Origin of the sequence: Mesorhizobium sp. B2-3-6 (assembly GCF_006442305.1) — a bacterium.
Classification (GTDB): domain Bacteria; phylum Pseudomonadota; class Alphaproteobacteria; order Rhizobiales; family Rhizobiaceae; genus Mesorhizobium.
The window spans coordinates 232,452-253,152 of the sequence record NZ_VFVW01000005.1 but is presented as its reverse complement, the minus strand read 5'-3'; the positions used below and the strand labels follow the sequence as shown (position 1 = coordinate 253,152).

General features: G+C 64.7%; 20 protein-coding genes and 2 pseudogenes. 6 read left to right on the top strand and 16 right to left on the bottom strand.

Annotated features, from left to right (window positions below):
• Nucleotides 1-28: 28 nt before the first annotated feature.
• From FJ953_RS17205 to FJ953_RS17180, 6 genes are all read right to left on the bottom strand, one after another.
• Nucleotides 29-865 (bottom strand): ATP-binding cassette domain-containing protein, encoded by an 837-nt coding sequence (locus FJ953_RS17205; RefSeq protein ID WP_140559702.1) that lies wholly within the window; start codon nucleotides 863-865, stop codon nucleotides 29-31.
• Nucleotides 858-1,736, bottom strand: a complete 879-nt coding sequence (locus FJ953_RS17200) for an ABC transporter ATP-binding protein (protein ID WP_140496969.1) — start codon at nucleotides 1,734-1,736, stop codon at nucleotides 858-860. Before FJ953_RS17200 ends, FJ953_RS17205 begins: the two co-directional genes overlap by 8 nt.
• Nucleotides 1,733-2,581, bottom strand: a complete 849-nt coding sequence (locus FJ953_RS17195; protein WP_140496967.1) for an ABC transporter permease — start codon at nucleotides 2,579-2,581, stop codon at nucleotides 1,733-1,735. Before FJ953_RS17195 ends, FJ953_RS17200 begins: the two co-directional genes overlap by 4 nt.
• A complete protein-coding gene (locus FJ953_RS17190) occupies nucleotides 2,574-3,581 on the bottom strand; it encodes an ABC transporter permease (RefSeq protein ID WP_140624854.1) in 1,008 nt (335 codons plus the stop codon). Before FJ953_RS17190 ends, FJ953_RS17195 begins: the two co-directional genes overlap by 8 nt.
• A gap of 88 nt (nucleotides 3,582-3,669) precedes the next feature.
• Entirely contained in the window at nucleotides 3,670-5,199 is a 1,530-nt protein-coding gene (locus FJ953_RS17185; RefSeq protein WP_140624853.1) for an ABC transporter substrate-binding protein, read from the bottom strand.
• Between the two features lie 112 nt (nucleotides 5,200-5,311).
• On the bottom strand, nucleotides 5,312-6,886 hold the full coding sequence (locus tag FJ953_RS17180; protein WP_140523768.1) for an NAD(P)/FAD-dependent oxidoreductase: 1,575 nt from the start codon (nucleotides 6,884-6,886) through the stop codon (nucleotides 5,312-5,314).
• Nucleotides 6,887-7,004: 118 nt separating this feature from the next.
• Between FJ953_RS17180 and FJ953_RS17175 the strand changes: the two genes are divergently transcribed.
• The 5 genes from FJ953_RS17175 to FJ953_RS17155 all read left to right on the top strand — a co-directional run bounded on the left by FJ953_RS17175 (nucleotide 7,005) and on the right by FJ953_RS17155 (nucleotide 13,915).
• A complete protein-coding gene (locus tag FJ953_RS17175; RefSeq protein ID WP_140559697.1) occupies nucleotides 7,005-7,796 on the top strand; it encodes a cyclase family protein in 792 nt (263 codons plus the stop codon).
• A gap of 290 nt (nucleotides 7,797-8,086) precedes the next feature.
• A complete protein-coding gene (locus tag FJ953_RS17170) occupies nucleotides 8,087-9,658 on the top strand; it encodes an NAD(P)/FAD-dependent oxidoreductase (RefSeq protein WP_140559696.1) in 1,572 nt (523 codons plus the stop codon).
• A complete protein-coding gene (locus FJ953_RS17165; protein WP_140496955.1) occupies nucleotides 9,658-10,140 on the top strand; it encodes a MarR family transcriptional regulator in 483 nt (160 codons plus the stop codon). Before FJ953_RS17170 ends, FJ953_RS17165 begins: the two co-directional genes overlap by 1 nt.
• Nucleotides 10,141-10,185: 45 nt before the next feature.
• A complete protein-coding gene (locus tag FJ953_RS17160) occupies nucleotides 10,186-12,339 on the top strand; it encodes an indolepyruvate ferredoxin oxidoreductase subunit alpha (protein WP_140624852.1) in 2,154 nt (717 codons plus the stop codon).
• Nucleotides 12,332-13,915 carry an indolepyruvate oxidoreductase subunit beta family protein gene (locus FJ953_RS17155; RefSeq protein WP_140496951.1) on the top strand — a complete coding sequence of 528 codons (1,584 nt, stop codon included), beginning with the start codon at nucleotides 12,332-12,334 and terminating at the stop codon, nucleotides 13,913-13,915. Before FJ953_RS17160 ends, FJ953_RS17155 begins: the two co-directional genes overlap by 8 nt.
• A 15-nt stretch (nucleotides 13,916-13,930) precedes the next feature.
• On the opposite strand, the gene FJ953_RS17150 is transcribed toward FJ953_RS17155, so the two are convergent.
• The 9 genes and pseudogenes from FJ953_RS17150 to FJ953_RS17115 form a co-directional block, all read right to left on the bottom strand.
• Nucleotides 13,931-15,670: a sulfatase-like hydrolase/transferase gene (locus tag FJ953_RS17150; RefSeq protein ID WP_224646587.1), complete on the bottom strand. Its 1,740-nt coding sequence runs from the start codon at nucleotides 15,668-15,670 to the stop codon at nucleotides 13,931-13,933.
• Between the two features lie 94 nt (nucleotides 15,671-15,764).
• Nucleotides 15,765-15,998: pseudogene (locus FJ953_RS17145) on the bottom strand (hypothetical protein); the annotation flags it as partial.
• A 169-nt stretch (nucleotides 15,999-16,167) separates the two neighbouring features.
• Entirely contained in the window at nucleotides 16,168-16,464 is a 297-nt protein-coding gene (locus tag FJ953_RS17140) for a hypothetical protein (protein WP_140624851.1), read from the bottom strand.
• Nucleotides 16,465-16,571: 107 nt separating this feature from the next.
• On the bottom strand, nucleotides 16,572-17,021 hold the full coding sequence (locus FJ953_RS17135) for a periplasmic heavy metal sensor (protein WP_140496947.1): 450 nt from the start codon (nucleotides 17,019-17,021) through the stop codon (nucleotides 16,572-16,574).
• Nucleotides 17,018-17,467: a hypothetical protein gene (locus FJ953_RS17130; RefSeq protein ID WP_140496945.1), complete on the bottom strand. Its 450-nt coding sequence runs from the start codon at nucleotides 17,465-17,467 to the stop codon at nucleotides 17,018-17,020. Before FJ953_RS17130 ends, FJ953_RS17135 begins: the two co-directional genes overlap by 4 nt.
• The gene (locus FJ953_RS30520) at nucleotides 17,460-17,606 is read right to left on the bottom strand and encodes a hypothetical protein (RefSeq protein ID WP_181165287.1); all 147 of its coding nucleotides are present in this window, start codon (nucleotides 17,604-17,606) and stop codon (nucleotides 17,460-17,462) included. The genes FJ953_RS17130 and FJ953_RS30520 overlap by 8 nt, the downstream gene beginning before the upstream one ends.
• The gene (locus FJ953_RS17125; RefSeq protein ID WP_140496943.1) at nucleotides 17,599-18,141 is read right to left on the bottom strand and encodes an RNA polymerase sigma factor; all 543 of its coding nucleotides are present in this window, start codon (nucleotides 18,139-18,141) and stop codon (nucleotides 17,599-17,601) included. Before FJ953_RS17125 ends, FJ953_RS30520 begins: the two co-directional genes overlap by 8 nt.
• Nucleotides 18,142-18,185: 44 nt before the next feature.
• The gene (locus FJ953_RS17120) at nucleotides 18,186-18,629 is read right to left on the bottom strand and encodes an EF-hand domain-containing protein (protein WP_140496941.1); all 444 of its coding nucleotides are present in this window, start codon (nucleotides 18,627-18,629) and stop codon (nucleotides 18,186-18,188) included.
• A 304-nt stretch (nucleotides 18,630-18,933) separates the two neighbouring features.
• Nucleotides 18,934-19,122 (bottom strand): DUF2158 domain-containing protein, encoded by a 189-nt coding sequence (locus FJ953_RS17115; protein WP_140496939.1) that lies wholly within the window; start codon nucleotides 19,120-19,122, stop codon nucleotides 18,934-18,936.
• 543 nt (nucleotides 19,123-19,665) lie between these two features.
• On the opposite strand from FJ953_RS17115, the gene FJ953_RS17110 reads away from it, so the two are divergent.
• The gene (locus FJ953_RS17110) at nucleotides 19,666-20,487 is read left to right on the top strand and encodes a membrane-anchored protein (RefSeq protein ID WP_246674835.1); all 822 of its coding nucleotides are present in this window, start codon (nucleotides 19,666-19,668) and stop codon (nucleotides 20,485-20,487) included.
• A 10-nt stretch (nucleotides 20,488-20,497) separates the two neighbouring features.
• On the opposite strand, the pseudogene FJ953_RS30875 reads toward FJ953_RS17110, so the two are convergent.
• A pseudogene (locus tag FJ953_RS30875) lies at nucleotides 20,498-20,633 on the bottom strand (IS630 family transposase); the annotation flags it as partial.
• Between the last annotated feature and the right edge of the window lie 68 nt (nucleotides 20,634-20,701).

Below are 20,701 nucleotides of genomic sequence, written 5' to 3'. Positions count from 1 at the left end.
GAGCCCGCTTTTCGGCGTGCGTATGCATTCATGTCGGAGCCTTGGCAGCGGAAGGAATATCCAGCCAGCCGTCGTCGATTTCCGGCAGTGGGATGGCCGCGATCAGGTCGCGCGTGTAGGTCTGTCGGGGATTTTCGAAGAGAGCGTCCGTCGCGCTCGCTTCGACGATCCTGCCTTCGCGCATGACGATGACCTGCCGGCACAGCCGCCGGATGACCGACAGATCGTGGCTGATGAAGGCGACCGTCAGCCCCATCTCCTCCGCCAGTTTCTCCAGAAGGGTGAGGATCTGCGCCTGCGTCGAGACGTCGAGGCCGGAGACGATCTCGTCGGCCAGCACGAATTTCGGCGCCAGCGCCAGCGCGCGCGCTATGCCGACGCGCTGGCGCTGGCCGCCCGACAGTTCGTGGCGGTAGCGGCCGGCGAAACTCTGCGGCAGGCCGACGCGCTGCAAGGCCTCGGCCACGCGGTCCCTGAGATTGTCGCCAAGCCCGTTCTGCTTCAGCGGCGCGGCAATGATGCTGGCAATGGTGCGGCGCGGGTTGAGCGACGACATAGGATCCTGGAAGATCATCTGCAGATCGCGGCGCAGCGGCCGCAACTCCGCCTCCGGCAGATGTGTGATGTCTATGCCGTCGAAGCTGATGCTGCCGGCGCTGGGCTCCAGCAGTCGTACCAGGGCACGGCCGAGCGTCGACTTGCCGGATCCGGACTCGCCGACGATGCCGGTCACCGATCCCTTGGGCAGGTCGAAGTCCAGGCCTTTTAGGATTTCCGCCAGCGGCGCGCGGCCGATCAGCGGCTTGCGGGTCATGTCGGGCAGCGCGACTTTCAGACCGCGCACGGAAAACAGCGGCTCAGCCATGCGGTCGCCTCCACGCCTGGTCCGCGGCCGCAATCTCCGTGGCAAGCCCGGCCAGCACTGCCTCGTCGACCGGCTTTAGCGAGGCGAGGGGATCGGTGTAGCGCGGCGTTGCCGCCATCAGTGCCCGTGTGTAGGGGTGCTGCGGTGCCGCGAAGAGGGCAGCTGTTTCGGCCTCTTCCACGACCTTGCCGGCATAGAGCACCGAGACCTTCTGGCTGATCTTGGCGACGACGCCGAGGTCGTGGGTGACGAACAGGATCGCCGTGCCGTGCTCGCGCTGCAACGCAGCGATGAGCCGCAGGATCTGCTTCTGCACGGTGACGTCGAGCGCCGTGGTCGGCTCGTCGGCGACGATCAGCCGGGGCTCGGCGGCGAAGGCTGCGGCGATCAGCACGCGCTGGCGCATGCCGCCGGAAAGCTCGTGCGGGTAGCTTTTCAGTACCCGGTCGGGGTCACGGATCTGCACCTCGTCCAGCAATTGCCGGATGCGGGTTTCGGCCCTCTCGCCGCTCCAGCCGAGGATGCGCACCAGCCGGTCGGTCGTTTGCGGGCCGATGCGGCGCGACGGGTTGAGCGCGGTCAGCGGATCCTGCGGGATCAGTGCGGTGCGCGCGCCGATCAGCGTGCGCCGTGCCTTCGGGTTGAGCTTGCCGAGGTCTTCGCCCTCGAGCCGCATATCGCCCTCGACGATGCGCACGCTCGACGGCAAGACGCCAAGTACCGCCTTGCCGATCATCGTCTTGCCGGCGCCGCTTTCACCGACCAGTGCTCGCACTTCGCCGGGCTGCACGGCAAGCGACACCGAGCGCAGCACGCGCTGGCCGTTCGGCAGCACGGCGCTCAACTCCTTGATATCGAGACAGGCGCTCATCGCAGCACCGGATCGAAACGTGTCTTCAGCGCCTCGCCGAACTGGCTGAACGACAGCACGGTCAGGATCAGCGTGATCAGCGGGAATACCAGCACCCACCAGGCCTGGTGGATCGACAGCCGGCCCTCGGCGATGATGCCGCCCCAGGTCGGGTCGTCGGTCGAGATCGACAGGTTGACGAAGGACAGGATCGCCTCGACGATGACGGCGATGCCCATTTCCAGCGACAGCAGCGCCACGATCGATGGCACCACATTGGGCAGCACTTCGCGCAGCATGATGCCGATGCGGCCATAGCCGGCGATGCGGGCGTTCTCGACATAGTCCATGCGCGACTGGCCCATCGCCTCGGCGCGGATGACCCGGCAGAAACGCGTCCAGTCGATGATCGCGATCGCCAGGATGACAGAGCTCAAACCCGTGCCGAGCACGGCAACCAAAAGGATGGCGAACAGCACCGGCGGGAATGCCATCCAGACATCGACGATGCGCGAGATGATGCGGTCGGCCCAGCCGCCGAAATAGCCAGCGATCAAGCCCAGGGTCGAGCCGACAAGGCAGGCGGCGCTGGCGGCGGCGAACGCAACGATGAAGGCGATGCGCCCGCCGAAGATCAGGCGTGACAAGAGATCCCGGCCGAGGCTGTCGGTGCCCAGCCAATAGCCGGGCTCCGCGCCATCGAGCCAGAACGGCGGCAAACGTTCGAGCATAAGATCCTGCGCAAGCGGGTCCCGCGGCGCGACCAGCGGCGCCAGGATCGCCGCCAGCAGCACCAGCAGCAGCCAGCCGCCGGCCAGCCAAAGCCTGGCGCTTGAGCCGTGTCTCGAGATGCGGCTCTCATCCATGGCGCAGCCTCGGATTGAGCAGGGCGTACATCATATCCACCGCGAGATTGATCAGCACGAACAACAGCGCGAAGACCAGCACGATGCCCTGGATCAGCGGCAGGTCGCGGTTGATGACGGCGTCGATCGCCATGTTGCCGAGGCCCTCATAGGAAAACAGCCGCTCGACGATGACCGTGCCGCCGATCAGGAAGGTGAACTGCACGCCGACCAGCGTCAGCGTGGGCAGGGCGGCATTCTTCAGCGCCTCGCGTAGGATGACCTGCGTTTCCGAAAAACCCTTCACCCGCGCCAGCACGACATAGTCGAGGTCGAGCACTTCCTTCAGCGACTGTTTCAACAGCTGCGAGATGATCGCCCCCAGCGGCAATGCCAATGCCATCGCCGGCATGAGCATGTGCTTCAGGAGATCCCATGTGAGATCGAGGCGGAGCCGAAGCAAGCTTTCGAACAGATAGAACTGGCTGACGAAGGGCAGGTCGAGTTGCGGCGAGACCCGGCCGGAAATGTCGAAGATCGGCACCAGCACCCCGAACAGCAGGATCAGCACCAGGCCCCAGAGGAAGTCGGGAATGGAAAGTGCCGCCCCGCTCGCGATGTCGATGCCGGCTTCCACCGCCGTGCCTCGTTCGCGGGCGCCGAGGATGGCCATCGTCCCCCCGATCGCCACCGCCATGATAAGCGCGACGATGGCGAGTTCCAGCGTTGCCGGCAGCCGGTTGAAGACAAGCCCGAGCACGTCTTGCCGCAGCGAGATCGAGGTGCCGAAATCGCCTTTGACGACGCCGGACAGCCAGATGAAGAACTGCTCGACAATCGTCTTGTCGAGGCCGTAGAGCGCCCGCAGCCGGGCGATGTCGACATCGGTCGCGCCGGGCGGCAGCATCATGGCGATCGGATCGCCGGGAGCGATGCGGATCACGACGAAGACGACGACGGCCACGCCGAACAGCGTGATCAGCATCGTCAAAAGACGGATCAGGAATCGTTGCAGGAGCATGTAAATCTTTGCTGGAGCCCGGAGGCTCGTATGCCGAAAGAAGATGCGCGCCGTCGCTATGGACGGCGCGCGGCAAGCCCGGCCGATATCAGGCCGGGGTCATCAGGGCCGGCAACAGCGCGCCGGACACATGCTGCACGACGTTGACGCCCTTGGCATGCACGATCGGCTGCGCATACTGCATCAGCGGCAGCACATAGGCTTGCTCGGCGATGTATTTGTCCACCGCCTTCCAGCCGGCGATGCGCTTGGCCTCGTCCTTCTCACCCCACAGCGGGTTGATCATGTCGATCAGATCCTGGCTGTCCCACACCGAGTGCGGGCTCGGACCATACATGGCAAAGCCGGTCGAGGTGGTCGGGTCGCCGATGGCGTTGCCCCAGTTGTAGAAGGCCGCCGGCGCCAGCTTGTCGGCGGCGCGCAATTCGTAATGCTTGGCGATCTCGTAGACTTCAATGGTGGCCTCGATGCCGACCTTGCGCCACATGCCGACGATCGCCTGGATCATCTCGTAGTCCTTGGGCTTGAAGCCCTTGGTCGTCTGGATGGTGAACTTGACCGGCTTTTCCGGCGAATAGCCGGAAGCGGCCAGCAATTGCTTGGCCTTTTCCGGATTGTGCTCGACCTTGATCGACGCGTCGTAGGCCGCGTATTCCGGCGTTTCCAGCGTGGCGAGCGGCTGGCCGTAGCCGCGCAGCAGCCGCTTGACCAGAAGCTCCTTGTCGACCGCCATGACGGCTGCCTGGCGCACGTTCTTGTCCAGCATCGCCTCGACGTCGTTGAAGAAGATCATGCCGATGTCGGAAACATTCTTGATCGAGCCGGCAAGGCCGTCCTTGGCGATCAGGCGGTCATACTCCTCATAGGGAATCTCGAGCGTCACCTGCGAGGAGCCGGACTCGATTTCGGCGACACGGCTCGCCGCGTCTGTGACGAATTTGATCGTCACGTTCTCGAATGCCGGCTTGCCGCCCCAGTACTTCGGATTGGCCTTCAGCCGCAGGAAGGCGTTGCGTTCGAACTTCTCGACCATGTACGGGCCGGTGCCGATCGGAGCCTTTTCGAAACCTTCGGCGCCCACCTTCTCGTAATAGGCCTTCGGCATGATGTAGCCCGTGAGGAACGACATCCACTTGAAGTAGACCGGGTCGAACTGCACGACATCGCCCGTGATCTTGTTGCCCTCGATCTTGAAGTTGTTGACGTTCTTCCACACGAACTGGATCGGGTTGCCGGTCTTTTCATCGCCGGCCCGCTGCAACGACCAGACCACGTCCTCGGGCGTGAACGGCGAGCCGTCATGCCAGGTTACGCCCTCGCGCACCGTCATCGTGATCTTGGTGCGGTCGTCATTCCAGCCCCACTCGGTGAGCAGCCCCGGCGCGAAGGACAGGTCCGGCTTCTGCGGGATGAACTGATCGAACACCGACTGGTAGAGGCCCTGGATGGTCGGGTTGACCGCCGAAGGTCCGGTGGTCGGATCCCAGGACGGCAGGTTGACATTGTAGGCGATGGTCAGTTCGCCGGCCGCCGCCCCGGCGATCCTCGGCAGGCCGATGGCCGTCGCCCCGAGTGCGGCGGCACCGTATCCGAGCAATTCGCGTCTGTTGATTGTCATGGTCGTTCCCCTTGTTGGTTTTTCTGTTTTCCGTGCACGGCTTCGTTGTTTGATCAGTGGGTTCCCTGGGCAACCGTACCTTGCCTTGCTCCACCCCAATGCCTTTCGGCTGCTACCTCCCGCCAAGCTGTTGCGCCAGCATGAAGCCCGAGGCGGCACCCGTGCCGGCGCCCGGCCATGTGGCGGCACCGGTGAGATGCAGATTGGCCACAGGCGTGTTCCAACCGGCGTAGCCGCGTGCCGGGCGAAACAGGAAATTCTGTGCCAGGTGGTGGCTACCACAAACCTGGTCGCCGCCGACGAGGTTCGGGTTCTCGCGCTCGAGGTCGATGGGCGAGAACACGGCCTGGCCAAGGATCTTGGCTCGCAGGCCGGGCGCGTAGGTTTCGACGATGTCGAGCACGCGCTCGGCATAGCGATCCTTGACCTGATCCCAATGCGCGGGCGTGATCTTGCCGGCGGCGTCGCCAAGGATTTCTGCCGGCAGCATGCGCACCTGCACCCACAGCACATGCTTGCCTTGAGGCGCGCGCGACGGATCGACCGCGGTTGGTTGGCCGAGGACCAGCACCGGCTCGTCCGGCAGCACGCCCGCCATCGCCTGCTGATAGGTGCGCGACATGGCGTCGAGCGACGGTGACAGATGCACATAGGCGAACTGCCGCAACTCGGCGCCGGCGCGCCAGTCCGGCAGATCGTCCAGCGCCAGATGGATCATCATGGTGCCCGGCGCGTGGCGGAATTTTTGCATCGCCGTGTCGAAGCCGGCGTCGCCGGAACCGTTGGGCAAAAGCGTGCCGGCCAACGCCTTGGGTGCAACGCCGGCAATGACCGCCCTGGTGGCCGTGTGCGTCTCACCGGACTTGAGCCGCACACCCGTCGCCTTGCCGGCCGAAACCGTGATTTCGGCCACCTCGGCGTTGGTGAAGATCTTGCCGCCGGCGCCCGTGACCATCCCCGATAAGGCACGAATGATGGTGTGGGCGCCGCCCTTGCCCAGCACCATGCCGAAACTCTGGTTGGCCATGGATTCCAGATAAGGGAACACGGCACCGCCTGCGATGTCGGGCGCAAAGTCGAGATGCATGCCCCAGGTGGCGAGCGTCGCCCGCACATGGGGCGACTCGAAAGTCTCCTCCAGCCACGCGCGGGGCGAGGAAAGCAGCAGGCGCCCGGTGTCGAGCGCGCCGGCGAGGCCCTTCTTGCGCCAAAGGTTCCACGCCGTGCCGGCAAGGGCGCGGGCGCTCATCGGTGATCCCAAGAGGCGAAACAGATGCTCTGCTTCCGCCGGGAAGGCGGCGACCAGCTTGCGCCACGTGGCGGCATCGGCGGCGGAGAAGGCAGCCATGCGCGCGGCCGTCTTTTCCAGATCGTTGCTGACGCCGAACCAGCGTCCGTCCGGGAAGGCGCTGGCGAAACAGTCGGAAACCGGCGCGAATTCCAGCCCGTGGGCTTTCAATTCATTTGCATATTTCTGGTGGAAGGCCGAGCCGGCGAACAGGCTCAGATTCATCGCGCCGAAATCGTGTCGGAAACCCGGCAGCGTGAATTCGCGGGTCTGGACGGCGCCGCCGATATTTGCACTGCGCTCAAAAACCCCGGTTTTCCAGCCTTTGAGCGCCAGATGCGCGGCGCAAGCCAGACTGTTGTGGCCCGCCCCGACAAAGATGGCGTCGAACTCGCTCACGCCCCGCACCCATTTCCTTTATGCTTAAAGATAATTGCAGATGCATATGTTTTCGTCTAGTAGGATATTAAGGGCCGAGACGAGCCTTCAGCACATCAGACAAGAGGGAACAGAGACCATGGATACGCAACAACTCCTCGGCGAAGTCGCCGGCCAGCTTCTTTCAGGCGCCATCAAGGTGGTCGACCTGTCGGCGCCGCTCGGTCCTGACACGCCGCTGATCAAGCTGCCGCCGGAACTTGCCGTCGACACGCCGAAGGTCGAGATCCATAACATCTCCCGTTACGACAAGAATGGTCCCTGGTGGGCCTGGAACTGGCTGAAGCTCGGCGAACACTCGGGCACGCATTTCGACGCGCCGCAGCACTGGATCAGCGGCAAGGATTATCCGGATGGCGCCACCGACACCATTCCGGCGCAGAACTTTATTGGTCCGGTCAATGTCATCGACTGCTCCAAGGAAGCCGCCGCAGACCATGATTTCCTGCTCACCGTCGATCACATCAAGGCGTGGGAAGCCAAGCATGGCGCCATCAAATCAGGCGAATGGGTGGTGATGCGCACCGACTGGTACAAGCGCAACGGCTCGGAAGCCGAATTCCTCAACGCCAACGAGACCGGCCCACACACGCCTGGCCCGACGGCGGAAGCAATCCAGTTCCTGATCAGCAAGGACATCAAGGGCTGGGGCTCGGAGACGATCGGCACCGATGCCGGCAAGGCCGGCGGCATGGAGCCGCCATTCCCGGCTCACACGCTGATGCACAAGGCCAACCGCTACGGCCTGGCCAGCCTGTGCAACCTCGACCAGTTGCCGCCGAAGGGCGCCATCCTGATCGCCGCGCCGCTCAAGATCGAGCACGGCACCGGCAGCCCGATCCGCGCCCTGGCGCTGGTGCCGGGCAAATAGGGCGAAGTGGATCTTCGGGAGAAGATCATGCGCGCGGGCGATGCGATAGGGAGGCAGGTTGGCGGCACTCGCGCCCTACGGCGCCCCCCTCTGTCCTGCCGGACATCTCCCCCTCAAGGGGGGAGATTGGCAGCTTCGGCGCCCCTCTCATTCCTGCAACGTTGGAGATTGGCGAAAGCGGTGATGACAGCCAATCTCCCCCCAAAAGGGGGAGATGTCCGGCAGGACAGAGGGGGGCGCCGTAGAGGACTGACCTCCCAAGCCTATCCGCTGCCCACGGGGAACCGCCAATGAACGCCCCCGACCACATCATCGTCGGCAGCGGCATCAACGCGCTGGTCTGCGCGGCGATGCTGGGCGGCAAGGGCGCAAAGGTACTCGTGCTGGAGCGCAACGACCGCATTGGCGGCTGCATGCGCACCGAGGAAATCACCGCGCCCGGTTTCATCCATGATGTGATGGCGACGACATTCGTGCTGTTCATTACCTCGCCGGCTTACGCGGCGCTGGGCAAGGACTTGGCCCGGCATGGCCTGGAGTTCTGTCACGCGGCCACCCCGACGGGGGTGCTGCGGCCCGACGGCAGCCATGCCGTGCTCAGCACCGACCGCGCCGCCAACATCGCCGCCTTCAATGCGATCGCCGCAGGCGACGGCGACCGGCACGCCGAGGATGTCGGCGGCATCGAGCGCAATGCCGGGCTGCTGTTCGGCCTGCTCGGCGGCAGCCTTTGGTCTTATCCGACAATGAAGCTGCTCGCCGGTGATGCCTGGCGGCGGAGCCCGCGCGGGCTGGCCGCCTTTCTCGGCGATGCGCTGGTGCCGGCGCGCGGATGGCTGGAAAGCACCTATCGGTCCGAAACCATACGCGCGCTGTGGGCACCGTGGGTCCTGCATGCCGGACTTGGGCCGGAAGATGCTTTCTCCGGCCAGATCGCCAAGGTCATCGCCTTCGCGCTGGAAGCTGCGGGCGCGCCGATCGTCAAGGGCGGGGCGAAGAACCTGCTGTCGGCCTTCGAGGCGCTTGTCAAAGAGCGCGGCGGGGTCATCTCCACCGAGGCCGACGTTGCCTCGATCATCCTGACCGAAGGTCGCGCCACCGGAGTGCGATTGGCCTCGGGCGAGACCGTCAATGCGAAGAAGAGCGTCATCTGCTCGGTCACGCCAACGCAGCTTTACGGTCGGCTGCTCGGCAGTGACGGCCCCAAAACCGACGTCGAAGCGACGCAAAAATACCGCTACGGCAAAGGCAATTTCCAGATCCACTATGCCCTCGACAAGCCGCCTTCATGGCGGGGCCAGGGGTTGGACAAGGTGGCGCTGCTGCATCTGACGCCTGGGTTGGACGGTGTGTCGAAGGCCTGCAACGAGGCGACGCGCGGCATGCTGCCCGAAGTGCCGACCATCTGCGTCGGCCAGCCGCACGCGCTCGATCCCTCGCGCTGCCCGCAAGGCAAGGCGATCCTGTGGCTGCAACTGCCCGAGGCTCCCCGTCACATCAAGGGTGATGCCGCCGGCAAGCTGCAGGCGCCGGCGGACGGGCAGTGGACCGACGCGCTGCGCGAGGCCTATGCCGATCGCGCCGAAGCGATCCTTGCCAGTCATATCGATGGCTTCAAGGACAGCGTCATCGCGCGCCGCGCCTATTCGCCTGCTGATCTCGAAGCGATGAACATCAATCTGGTCGGCGGCGACCCCTATGGCGGGTCCTCGACCGTCGACCAGTCCTTCCTGTGGCGGCCGTTCAAGACCAGCCGCAATCACCAGACCGGCATCAAGAACCTCTACCATATCGGCGCCTCGACCCATCCGGGCGCGGGCCTCGGCGGCGGCTCCGGCTTTCTCCTGGCGGGGAGACTGTGATGGAGCAGAAAATCGCGGAAAAGCGCCAGCGCATTTCGACCTTGGGCCAGATCGGCCTGCAGCAATTCGCGCCCTATCTGATGAACCGCATCATGGGCCGCTACAACGCCACCTTGCGCGACGATTTCCGCAAGCAGGGCCTGACCATTTCGCAGGTGCGGGCGCTCGCGGTGCTGTCGGTCACCGACGGCGTCACCGTCAACGACCTCTCGGTCTATACGGTGATCGAGCAGTCCACCTTGAGCCGCACGCTCGACACGCTTGAGGGGCAGGGGCTTGTGCGGCGCGAGCAGGGGGTTAGCGACAGTCGCATCCGCCATGTGTTCCTGACCGACGAAGGCCGCACCGAGTTCACCCGCGCCTGGCCGGCCATGCATGACGCTTTCGAGGCCATGTTCGACGATGTCGACGACGCCGAATACGCCGCGCTGATCGCGACATTGCAGAAAATGCTGAAGAACATTCGCAAGCACGACATCTAGACGTACGCGCCGCCGCTGCCGGGCGGCAACGGAAGGAGGCCAAAAATGGCCGAACGGTCTTTTGCCAAGGAAGTCGAAAAGCTGAGGCTCGGCGCGGGCGAGGAATTTGCCGGCGAAGGCATCCTCGCCATCACCAAGGCGCTGCTGCAATGCGGCGTCGGCTATGTCGGCGGCTACCAGGGTGCGCCGATCAGCCATCTCATGGACGTGCTGGCCGATGCACAGGACATTCTGGGCGAACTCGGCGTGCATTTCGAGGCGAGCGCCTCGGAAGCCACCGCCACCGCCATGCTGGCGGCCTCGGTGCATTATCCGATCCGCGGCGCGGCGACCTTCAAGTCGACGGTCGGCACCAACGTCGCCTCCGACGCGCTCGCCAACCTCGCCTCCGGCGGCGTCACCGGCGGTGCGTTGATCATCGTCGGCGAGGACTATGGCGAGGGCTCCTCGATCATGCAGGAGCGCAGCCATGCCTTCGCCATGAAGAGCCAGGTCTGGCTGCTCGACCCGCGCCCGAACCTGCCCTCGATCGTCAAGGCCGTGGAAGACGGCTTCGAGTTGTCCGAGGCCTCCAACACGCCTGTCATGCTGCAGGTGCGCATCCGCTGCTGCCATGTCCACGGTCATTTCACCGCCAAAGACAACAAGCGGCCGCCGATGACGGTGGCCGATGCGCTGGAGGCGCCCCGCCGCGACACCGGCCGCATCGTGCTGCCGCCCGCTTCCTTCCTGCACGAGAAGGAGAAGGTCGCGAAGCGCTGGCCGGCGGCGGTGGATTTCATCAAGAGCCGCAAGATCAACGAGATCTTCGGTTCCGATCACGGCTCCGTCGGCATCGTCATGCAGGGCGGCATGTACAATTCCGTCATCCGCGCTTTGCAGCGGCTCGGCCTTGCCGACACCTATGGCGAGACCGACGTGCCGCTCTACGTGCTCAATGCCGTGTATCCGTTGATCGACGACGAGTTTCTGTCCTTCTGCGAAGGCAAGCAGGCGGTGCTGGTCGTCGAGGAAGGCCAGCCCAACTACATCGAACAGGCCTTTGCCGCCATGCTGCACAAGGCCGGGCGTGGCACCCGCCTGGTCGGCAAGGAGCACCTGCCGATGGCCGGCGAATATACCGGCCAGGTCATGCTCGACGGCATCGGCGCCTTCCTGCGCACCGAGGCGCCGCATCTTCTGCCCGGCGAAGTGCGGGCTCCCAACAAGGTCGGCGACGGCGTCGACACGGCGGACCTGATCAATGTCGTTCCAGGTCGACCGCCCGGTTTCTGCATCGGCTGCCCGGAGCGGCCGATCTTTGCCGCGACAAAACTGGTCGAACAGGAACTCGGCAAGCACCACATCGCGTCCGACATCGGCTGCCACCTGTTCTCGATCATGCCGCCCTTCGAACTCGGCGCCACCACAATGGGCTACGGGCTCGGCCCGGCCTCGGCCTCGGCCTTCAATTCGCCCGACGCCAAGCGCCGCTCGATCTCCTTCGTCGGCGATGGCGGCTTCTGGCACAATGGCCTGACCTCCTCGATCGGCAATGCGGTGTTCAACAAGAACGACGGGGTCATCGTCATCGTCGACAATTTCTACTCGGCCGCGACGGGAGGGCAGGACATCCTGTCGTCCCGCGCCGGCAACAAGACCAAGTCGACGAAGCATCCCATCACCGAGGCCGTGAAAGGCATGGGCGTCAAGTGGCTGCGCCATGTCGACCGCACCTATGACGTCGGCAAGATGCAGGACACGCTGCGCGAGGCGCTGACCACGGACGAGAAAGGCCCGAAAGTCGTCGTCGCCTCGTCGGAATGCATGCTCAACCGCCAGCGTCGCGAAAAGCCTCTGGTCGACAAGGCGATCAAGGGCGGGACGCGCGTCGTCAAACCGAAGTTCGGCGTCGATGAGGATATCTGCACCGGCGACCACGCCTGCATGCGGCTGTCCGGCTGCCCGTCGCTGTCGGTGAAGTCGCTCGACGATCCGCTGCGCGACGATCCTGTCGCAAGCATCGACCAGAACTGCGTCGGCTGCGGCAATTGCGGCGAGGTGGCGGACGCGGCGGTGCTGTGCCCGTCCTTTTATCGCGCCGACGTCGTGCACAATCCGAGCCGTTGGGACCGCGTCCTCGAGAGCACCCGGCGCGCGGTCATTGGCCTTTTGCAGCGTCGCCGCGAGGGCCGCCGTCTGATGTTCGCCGATGCTTGATCCCAACGCTACACTGCGCCCGAAGGCTGGCGCCGCCGCCGACGAACGCGTTATCAAGCTTGCGGTGCTTGCCGTCGGCGGCCAGGGCGGCGGCGTGCTTGCCGACTGGATCACCGACGTCGCGGAGCGCAACGGTTACGTCGCGCAATCGACCTCGGTGGCCGGCGTCGCCCAGCGCACCGGCGCCACCATCTACTATGTCGAGATGGCCCGTGACACCGGCCGCCTGCCGGTCTTCGCGCTGTCGCCCTCACAAGGCGACGTCGACATTTTGATCGCTGCCGAGCTGATGGAAGCCGGCCGCGCCATTATCCGCGGCTTTGTCACTCCCGACCGCACGACGCTGATCACTTCCTCGCACCGCATCGCCGCCGTATCGGAAAAGATCGAGCCCGGCGACGGCAGGGCGTCGTCGTCGAAGGTGCACGCGACGGCTGAAGCCGCATCGAAGCGCTTCATCGCTTTCGATATGGAAAAGATCGCCGCCGACAGCGGCTCGATGATCTCGGCCAGTCTGCTTGGCGCGCTGGCCGGCTCCGACGCTCTGCCGTTCACGCGCGAAAGCTACCAGGAGGCGATCGGCGCCGGTGGCCGCGGCGTCAAGGCCAGCCTCGCCGCCTTCGCCGCCGCCTATGATCGCGCGCGCGGCACGGCATCATCGGCTGCGCCAAAACCGGCGGAAGCAGCTGTCGTCGGCTCCGCCCTGGCCGCTGGACAGGTGAGTGGCCCGCAAGACCTCCTGCGAGGCTGGCAGGCCCTGGCCGCCCGCATCGACGTGATGCCCGTGGCGGTGCGCGACATGGCGCTGCGCGGTCTGCGAAAGGTCGTGGACTATCAGGACATTGCCTACGGACGCGAATATCTCGACCGCCTGGACAAAGCCGTCGTGCTGGACGGGCCTGATCGAGCCTATGCCCTCTCGATCGCCGCCGCCAAGCATTTGGCGAACGCCCTATGCTACGACGACATGATCCGCGTCGCCGACCTGAAGACGCGCTCGACCCGCGACAGGCGCGTGCGCAAGGAGGTCGGCGTCAGGGATGGCTCGGTCCTGCAGGTGACCGAGTATTTCCATCCGCGCATCGAGGAGTTCTGCGGCACGCTGCCGGCGGGGCTGGGCAGCTACATCGAGAACCGGCCGAAGCTCGCCGCCTTCCTTGACCGTCGCATCAATCGCGGCCGGCGCATCCGTACCGATAGTTTTGCCGGTTTCACCGCTCTGTGGTTCATCGGCGGCCTGCGCCGCTGGCGCCGCCGCCTGCTGCGCCACAAGGTAGAAGCCGCGCATCTGGAGAGCTGGTACGCGCTGGCGCTGGGCCATGCGCGTGAGGACTATGCGTTGGCCGTCGAGATCCTGAACTGCCGCCGGCTGATCAAGGGCTACAGCGACACCCATGTCCGTGCCCAGTCGAAGTTCGACCGCGTGCTGTCGGCGCTCGACCTGCTCAAGGGGCGCGCCGACGCCGCTGACTGGATCAGGCGGTTGCGCGAGGCGGCGCTGAAGGACGAGAAGGGCGACATGCTCGACGGCGCCCTCAAGACGGTGGCGACGCTGGGAGCCGGGCCGACACACTGAGGCCGCGTCGCGCCGTCACCGTGTTTCGACTTGTGAATGAAGCGGCGCAGCTTGCGGGAAAAGATGCAGCAGTCCTGAATCGGCGCGGCGGCGCAGATGTGCATCCACCTCGGCCCGGTCAGCACAGCCATGGAACCTGCCGCCGCAATGGTCACGCAACCGCACCAGATCGGACATGACGGGTGACATCGGCAGGCCGGCGGCATCGAGCAGGCTTGCGCTGAGAAAGGCAATATCGAGCGACGCCATATCGGGCATCGGGTGACGCAGTGGATGATGGAAGGTCGTGAGGGTGTAGAAGGTGCGATAGGCGAGCGAGTCAAGCTTGGCCAGCGCGTCACTGCCTGCGGTCGCATCGACAAACGGTTTGGTTGCCGAGGACTGGTGGTCGCCGAATTCGAGCACCACGGCGCCGCGCCTGCCGGCCTCCGCTTCCCGTTGTCTGAGAAAATCCTGAAAGTCGCCGCGCGCGATCGCCATGCGGCGCAGATATTCGCCGGCCTGGAAATCGTCCGCGAAGGGCTCGCCTTCCACCTTCAATCCCGGCTCCATCCGCCCCTCATAGGGCGAGTGCGGAAACATGGTCTGGATTTCGAGGAACAGTGGCCGGCCGTCTTCCCGGCGGTGCCTGGCGATGAATGCCTCCGCCGCGTGATAATAGAAATTGTCGCGCAGATGGTAGAAGGGCGCGGCGATATCCCTGATGTCGAGGACGTTCTCGAACCCGATCGACTTCAAGAAAGGCCCCTCGTTGACGAAGGTAAAGTCCATCGGCGTCATGACGGCCGTTCGATAGCCGCAGCGCGCCAGCAACTCCGGCAACGCTCCGGCGACCTTATCCTGTAGCGTGATCGTCAGATAGGGACTTCGCCAGCCGAAGTCGGTGGCCGAAACCCCGGTCATCAGCGACAAATTGCTGATCCAGGTGCCGCCGCCGAACGTCTCGACCTGCATCGGGCGGGGCTCGCCGGCGGCAGGTGCAAATCGCTGCAGGAATCCCGCGCCGCTGGCGATCTGCGGAAAATAGCTTGGATCGGACTGGCTTTCGCTCAACACGAAGAAAATATCGGGAAGCGCTGCCCGGTCGCCGCAGTCGACCGTGTCGGCGAAGGGTGGCTGTGGCGCGACGGCCTGCAGCCGCTGCTCGAACGCCGGCTCGACGACCATGTTGCGCAGATCCATCAGTGAGATGAAGAAGGCCGACATGTGCCGGCCCTGCATATAATAGAAGTACCGGTCCTTCGAAGCCTCGGCTGGAAAGGTCAGCGGCACCAGTGTGACGAGGAGGGCCAGAAGCAGGGCGCGCGCCGATGCGGGCCAGCCAAGCTTCCGGTCGGCGCGAAAGATCAGGATCGCTGCGGCGATGCCAAGCACCAACACCGCGGCGACAGGCAGGATGAGGTGGAGATAGGAGCCGAGCAGGAAGCGATACACTCCCGGATCCGTGGACACGAAGATCGTGTCGTAGAAGTGCAGCGAGAACCCCTTCATCCGGAATTTGACCGCCGAGATCAGCGTCACCAGGGCAACGGCCATCCAGGCAAGATAGACGGAAAAGGCGAGGCGCCCCGATGTCAGGAACACCGCTCCCGCGAGCGCCCCCACCAATGTCAGCGAGAACGGCACCGACAGCCATTCATGCTCGGCTCGGCCGGCACCAAAAACGCCCGCAAGGCTGATCAGCACCAACGCCAGCGGATGGCAGAAGGCCCGCAAAGGCCCTTGAGGTCGAGATATGGCTTTCCCCACGAACATGTCTTTGCGTTCCTTTGGGGGAGCTTTGTGTCATTTGCAGCTTTCGAACAATTCCATAGTAAATTTAACCTTAATCGCCATCTGCAACCGGAATTCAGACGACCAGATCGCGCATCGGCTTCATCGCCGCGGACTCCGGGAACACCTTGTCGCCGAGCACCGCCGCCGAAAGCCCGAACTGGTCGGCGAGCAGGCCTTTCAGCACCGCCCTGACATCGCTGGTCGGTGCCAGGTCGCGCTGCTCGTAGAGCTGGGCCGGCTTCAGGCCCGGCCAGTCGGCTATGACGCGGCCGCCCTTGATCGCGCCGCCGGCGAGCAGCACCACCGACCAGGGCGGCGTCCGGCGGCATGGAGCCTTTGGCCGGGATAGCCACGTCAGCTCCTTGTTCAGGCCCAGCGCGGCGCATGAACCCGTTTTCGGCGCGATGCGCTCAGGTCGGATCGGTTGCTGCGGTCGAGGGGGCCAGGCCGGTGAAGCGGCTGGCCCCCGCGCACGCTTACCAGTGACGCCAGCGGTGCCAGACCCGATGTGGGTGCCAGACAGGATGGGGGTGCCAGACGTGGAAGACCGGGCCGGGCCGGTAATAACGCGGATACACACCCCCCCGATTGGGCACGCAGCGCCCCCAGTGGTTGGGATGCCAGCCGGGGCCGCAACCCCATGCCACATGCTCGATCAGCGCGGGGGCGCTTGGCTGGGCCAGCATCGGCGTGGCGGATGCCGCCGCAACGGTCGCGGCCGTTCCGGTCAAGGCAAGCGCGGCGGCGGCCGCGTATTGTGTCAGACGGTTCATGACGATACTCCAAATGGTCTCGAAGTTGAAAACCTGTTCGCACCAGGCGGTCCGGCAGGTGTGCCCTTCTTGCCTTAAACGGCGGCTTCGGCGCATTCCGTCGGTGCTTATGGCGATTTTTTTGGCGCCGGCGGCAACCCGGCGCGTCTTGTCAGCCCCTCAGCCAGAACGCCGCGATCCTCTGCCGAACTTGCCGCGGCGAACTCGACGATGCGCTGCTCCAGCCGCATGCGCATGGTGACGTCGGCGTTGCGGGCCCGCTCGAGCGCGGCTGTCAGGGCTGCCGTGTCGAGGGTGGGCTGCCGCAGCAGGTCGGCGGCCTCGCGCCTGGCCTGCTGGCCGTCGAGGATGACCTGGCGGGATTCGCGCCGGACCTCACGCAACGCCTTGCGGAATATCCTGCGTTCCTGGTCCGGAAGCCGGCCTCCGACCGCTTCCAGCGAATAGCCCTGGCCCGCCTTGCCACTTCTCAGCCAGACTGCGCCGCCGGCAAGGGCGCCGGCCAGGAAGACGTTCAGCGCCACGGACGCGATGAGGAGCTTGCGGCCCGTGCTCATAGGTTTTCCTCGATCGTGTCGTCGGGACCGGCATCGCCGAACGCCGTCGTATTGGCGTCCAGCACATACTGATCGGGCTGAACCTCAGGCGTGGCGACGATCACCAAAGCCGATCCGGCAACCGCGCCGGCCAGGCCGATGCCGGCAAGTCCGAGCCCCAGCCACCACAAGCGCCGGCGCCAGCGTTGGGCAAGATGACCGTCGGCAGCCCTCACTATGCCGACGTGCAGCGCCTTGCCGGGCGCTTCGACGCGGTAGCTGTCGAGCAGGGCGTCGAGCTTGCCGGCATCCCTCAGAATGGCCGCGCCCGCATCGCTTGCGGCAAGGATGCTGCCCGCCGCGCGTTCGGCCTGTGGCCATCGCCGCAAGTCGCCGCCATAGGCTGCCGCCAGCGCGGCAAAGCGTTCGGCATCCATCGTCGGTGCGTCCCTGGATCGGTCAGACATCGGTCTTTCCCTTGCCTGTTGGCCCCTTGCCCGCTGGCATCGCGTGCCCGCACGGCGCGGCGATCATCGGAGCCGGCCGCCAGGCGGTGTCGGCAAGGCGCGAACGCTGCGCCTTCATGGCGGCGCGGTTTTCATTCATGGACACCGTCCCTGGCCAGGATCGCCTGCAGCGCCCTGCGGCCGCGCGAAAGCAGGCTCTCCAGGGCATCGACGCTGATCTCCAGGGTCGTGGCCGCCTCGATGTTCGACATGTCCTGATAGTAGACCAGGATGATGGCTTCGCGCTGGCGCGGGGCGATGGCTTGCAGGGCCTGTTCGACGCGCTGCGCGTCTTCCCGCGGCTGGGCATCCGGAAGCGGCGCCGGGTCCATCACCTCCGGCAGATCGTCTGTCACCCATTCGCGGCGGCGGCGCAGCCGGTCGTAGCAGAGGTTCAGCGTCACCCGGTGGATCCAGGTGTCGAAGCGTGCATTGCCGCGCCGCCAGCCCGAGGCATGGCGCCAGATTCGGACGAAGGTCTCCTGCGCGACATCCTCGGCTTCTGCCGTGTCGCCCAGCATGCGCACGGCAAGCGCCAGGATACGCGGCAGTTTGCGCGCGACCAGCGTTTGCACGGCCGCCGGATCGCCGGCGCCGACACGGCGAACCAGCTCCTCGTCCGGATCCGCGCTCATCGGCTGGCGCACCCCTGATGGTCATCGCGTGCCATTACCCCCGTTCATTGCTCCGGCTTGGGAGCGGTTTTGTGGCCCGGCATTTCGTCGACGCTCAGAACGCCGTCGCCATTCTTGTCCAGCCTGGCGAAGCGCTGGGCGAAGAACGCATCGAGCTCGGCGCGGTCGATGAAGCCGTCATGGTTCGAGTCGGCGCGCGCGAAGGACTGTGTCGGGTCGCCCTTGGTGCCGCGCTTTGCCTGGAGGGCCTCCCATTCCAGCAGGCTGATCTTGCCGTCGCCATCCGTGTCGGCGGCCATGATCGCCTTCTCACGCCGCTTCTGGAACTTGGCCAGCGTGATGTCGGGCCTGGTCTTTGACGTGGCTGGCGCGGCAGTGGGGGGCGGTGCAGAAGGGGACGTCGCGGCCGGAGGCTGTGTCGCCGTCTGGGCGAACGCCGTGGCGGTCAGCAGGCTCAAGGCAGCGGCAAGGATCGAACGGCGTATCATGCTGGCGTCTCCGGTTAGCGCGCTGCCATGGCATTGTGCCGTGGCGACGCTTCTCCCGTTAAACGCAGCGGCGGTAGAAATCCGTCGGTGACTTTTGTGCCGGCAGGCGCATGCCGCAACAACGCGCCCGATCGGGCGCTGCTTGCGCCATGTTCGAACCCTTCAGCTGAAGGGCAGGAACTTGAGCAATTCCAAGAAAAGTGTGTACGGCTTTCCGGGAAAAGCGCGTAGCGCTTTCCCTTGGGAATTGCGTAAAAACAAAGAGATAGAGCGTTTCGCCGCTTCCGCGAAGCGGTGAACCGCTCTATGTCGATTGGTCCGCCACCACCAGCTGGTCCGGCTTGAAGCCGGCATGCTGCGGGGTCCATACATCGCCCTCGCGGTTGAACCAATGACACATATATGTGCCGGAGGCGGCACCGTCGCTTATCGTCATCTTCGGGCCTCCGGACTTCAGCTTGACGACGTCTCCGGTCTTGAAACTGTTGGGCATTTTGACCTCCCATGCTGACGCCGGGAGTTTCACATCAAACCTCGGTCTCGACAATGGCGGATGCATTCGGCCAGCATCGCGATCCACAGTGCCAGGCGGCGTTTTGAGGTCGGGTCTCGGTCCCAGTTGTAGATTCGGTCGCAGTTGCAGCAATGTGTCTTGCCGTTTGCTGTCGAAATTGGATGTTGAAATTCCTGTTCGGCTGGTGGAGATTGATCCTCTGCTGAGTATTGAGCGCGGCTATCGCTTCGGCGATGCTGCCGATCTGGCACCATGAGTTTCGGACGGAGTTCTATCGAACCGTGATCAGAAGCAACAAACAACAGCAACCCGCATGCAGTCTCGTGCCGAATACAGTAGAGTTGCGACATTGAGTGAGAGAGGCTTGAAGCGCTTGGGAAAAAGCGAAGGGTTCCCATCAGAGCGCCGGAGGAAATGATTCGTCACGTTATGGTTGCTGCCTGCCCCAACGATCAAGCCGCTGATCAACGCCGGCTGGCAGGGGGGAGTACATGCCCGGGAAAGCATTGAGAGGAGGCCGGTTTGGCGAAGGCCAAGGGGATCGCTCTGGAGATTGCAGAGCATAGCGCAGCGAATCCCGATGCACAGAAGCCGCTGCGCAAGCGCTTGTTCGATCACCCGCTTCTGGTGGTTAAGCGGAAACTGTTATATCGCCTGCTGCATCCCCAGGCGCCACGGCACCCTGTGCCGCTTACAAAGCCGGTCCTCATCGTAGGCTCCGCGCCGGTCTCGAACCCGCCGGTGGGTTTTCAGCGCGATGCTTTCACACTCTTTACCGTGAATGGCTCGCAGACCGTGACTGCCCGCTGGGGGATGGGTACTCCTGACGCGACATTTCTTTACGTCAACCAACTTGACGCGACCAAGCCCAACGCTGTGGCCGTGCGCGCCGTCTTGACCGGCCAGGAGACCGATCTGCTCTGGATTGTGCGTGCACACCGCACGATGGAGGAATTGCGCTGCAACATCGCGGCCTTCAACTACCGCTGTCGCGACCTGCGCACGATGACCCGTCACCAGCGCATGGCGCTCTACGAAGCAGTGATGGGTGTGCCCAATTTCGAGATGCATCTGGAGGAGAAGTTCTCGACCGGGATCACGGCGGTCCTTTACGCCTTGCATAACGGCGCGCCGGCCGTGATCATCACGGGTATTGACCCAGGTTCGCACGGCCATGTGTACAACAAACTGAACATCGACCGGATGCACGTCGGTTCCGACCGTGCCACCCTGCTGGCGCTGTTGGCGCTCGGTTTCCCCCTTTATACGAGCGATCCGCATGTGGCGGGCTCGCTCGGTCTGCCACTCTGGACAGGCCAGTTCGGGAGATGTGAGGTCCAATAACAACGGTCGATGTGGCTTGCTGGTGAGCTGTCTCAAATGTGAGTGCGACGATCCGCTCGACAGCTCCGTCGTGAAGAGGTGCGATGCCGGTTGCTTGGCACTTGTCGCGCAAAAACACCATCGACACCTTCAGAGATGAAACGCTCGTGGCAACCCGGACACACGGCATTGCGAATGTGGTTCTGGTCTTCCGCGTGCAGTGCTGCCATGCTAG

Bases quoted from the DNA above. Each gene is read 5' to 3' on its own strand.
- FJ953_RS17205 (WP_140559702.1), bottom strand. From the start codon at position 865: ATGGCTGAGCCGCTGTTTTCCGTGCGCGGTCTGAAAGTCGCGCTGCCC.
- FJ953_RS17200 (WP_140496969.1), bottom strand. From the start codon at position 1,736: ATGAGCGCCTGTCTCGATATCAAGGAGTTGAGCGCCGTGCTGCCGAAC.
- FJ953_RS17195 (WP_140496967.1), bottom strand. From the start codon at position 2,581: ATGGATGAGAGCCGCATCTCGAGACACGGCTCAAGCGCCAGGCTTTGG.
- FJ953_RS17190 (WP_140624854.1), bottom strand. From the start codon at position 3,581: ATGCTCCTGCAACGATTCCTGATCCGTCTTTTGACGATGCTGATCACG.
- FJ953_RS17185 (WP_140624853.1), bottom strand. From the start codon at position 5,199: ATGACAATCAACAGACGCGAATTGCTCGGATACGGTGCCGCCGCACTC.
- FJ953_RS17175 (WP_140559697.1), top strand. From the start codon at position 7,005: ATGGATACGCAACAACTCCTCGGCGAAGTCGCCGGCCAGCTTCTTTCA.
- FJ953_RS17170 (WP_140559696.1), top strand. From the start codon at position 8,087: ATGAACGCCCCCGACCACATCATCGTCGGCAGCGGCATCAACGCGCTG.
- FJ953_RS17165 (WP_140496955.1), top strand. From the start codon at position 9,658: ATGGAGCAGAAAATCGCGGAAAAGCGCCAGCGCATTTCGACCTTGGGC.
- FJ953_RS17160 (WP_140624852.1), top strand. From the start codon at position 10,186: ATGGCCGAACGGTCTTTTGCCAAGGAAGTCGAAAAGCTGAGGCTCGGC.
- FJ953_RS17155 (WP_140496951.1), top strand. From the start codon at position 12,332: ATGCTTGATCCCAACGCTACACTGCGCCCGAAGGCTGGCGCCGCCGCC.
- FJ953_RS17150 (WP_224646587.1), bottom strand. From the start codon at position 15,670: ATGTTCGTGGGGAAAGCCATATCTCGACCTCAAGGGCCTTTGCGGGCC.
- FJ953_RS17140 (WP_140624851.1), bottom strand. From the start codon at position 16,464: ATGAACCGTCTGACACAATACGCGGCCGCCGCCGCGCTTGCCTTGACC.
- FJ953_RS17135 (WP_140496947.1), bottom strand. From the start codon at position 17,021: ATGAGCACGGGCCGCAAGCTCCTCATCGCGTCCGTGGCGCTGAACGTC.
- FJ953_RS17130 (WP_140496945.1), bottom strand. From the start codon at position 17,467: ATGTCTGACCGATCCAGGGACGCACCGACGATGGATGCCGAACGCTTT.
- FJ953_RS30520 (WP_181165287.1), bottom strand. From the start codon at position 17,606: ATGAATGAAAACCGCGCCGCCATGAAGGCGCAGCGTTCGCGCCTTGCC.
- FJ953_RS17125 (WP_140496943.1), bottom strand. From the start codon at position 18,141: ATGAGCGCGGATCCGGACGAGGAGCTGGTTCGCCGTGTCGGCGCCGGC.
- FJ953_RS17120 (WP_140496941.1), bottom strand. From the start codon at position 18,629: ATGATACGCCGTTCGATCCTTGCCGCTGCCTTGAGCCTGCTGACCGCC.
- FJ953_RS17115 (WP_140496939.1), bottom strand. From the start codon at position 19,122: ATGCCCAACAGTTTCAAGACCGGAGACGTCGTCAAGCTGAAGTCCGGA.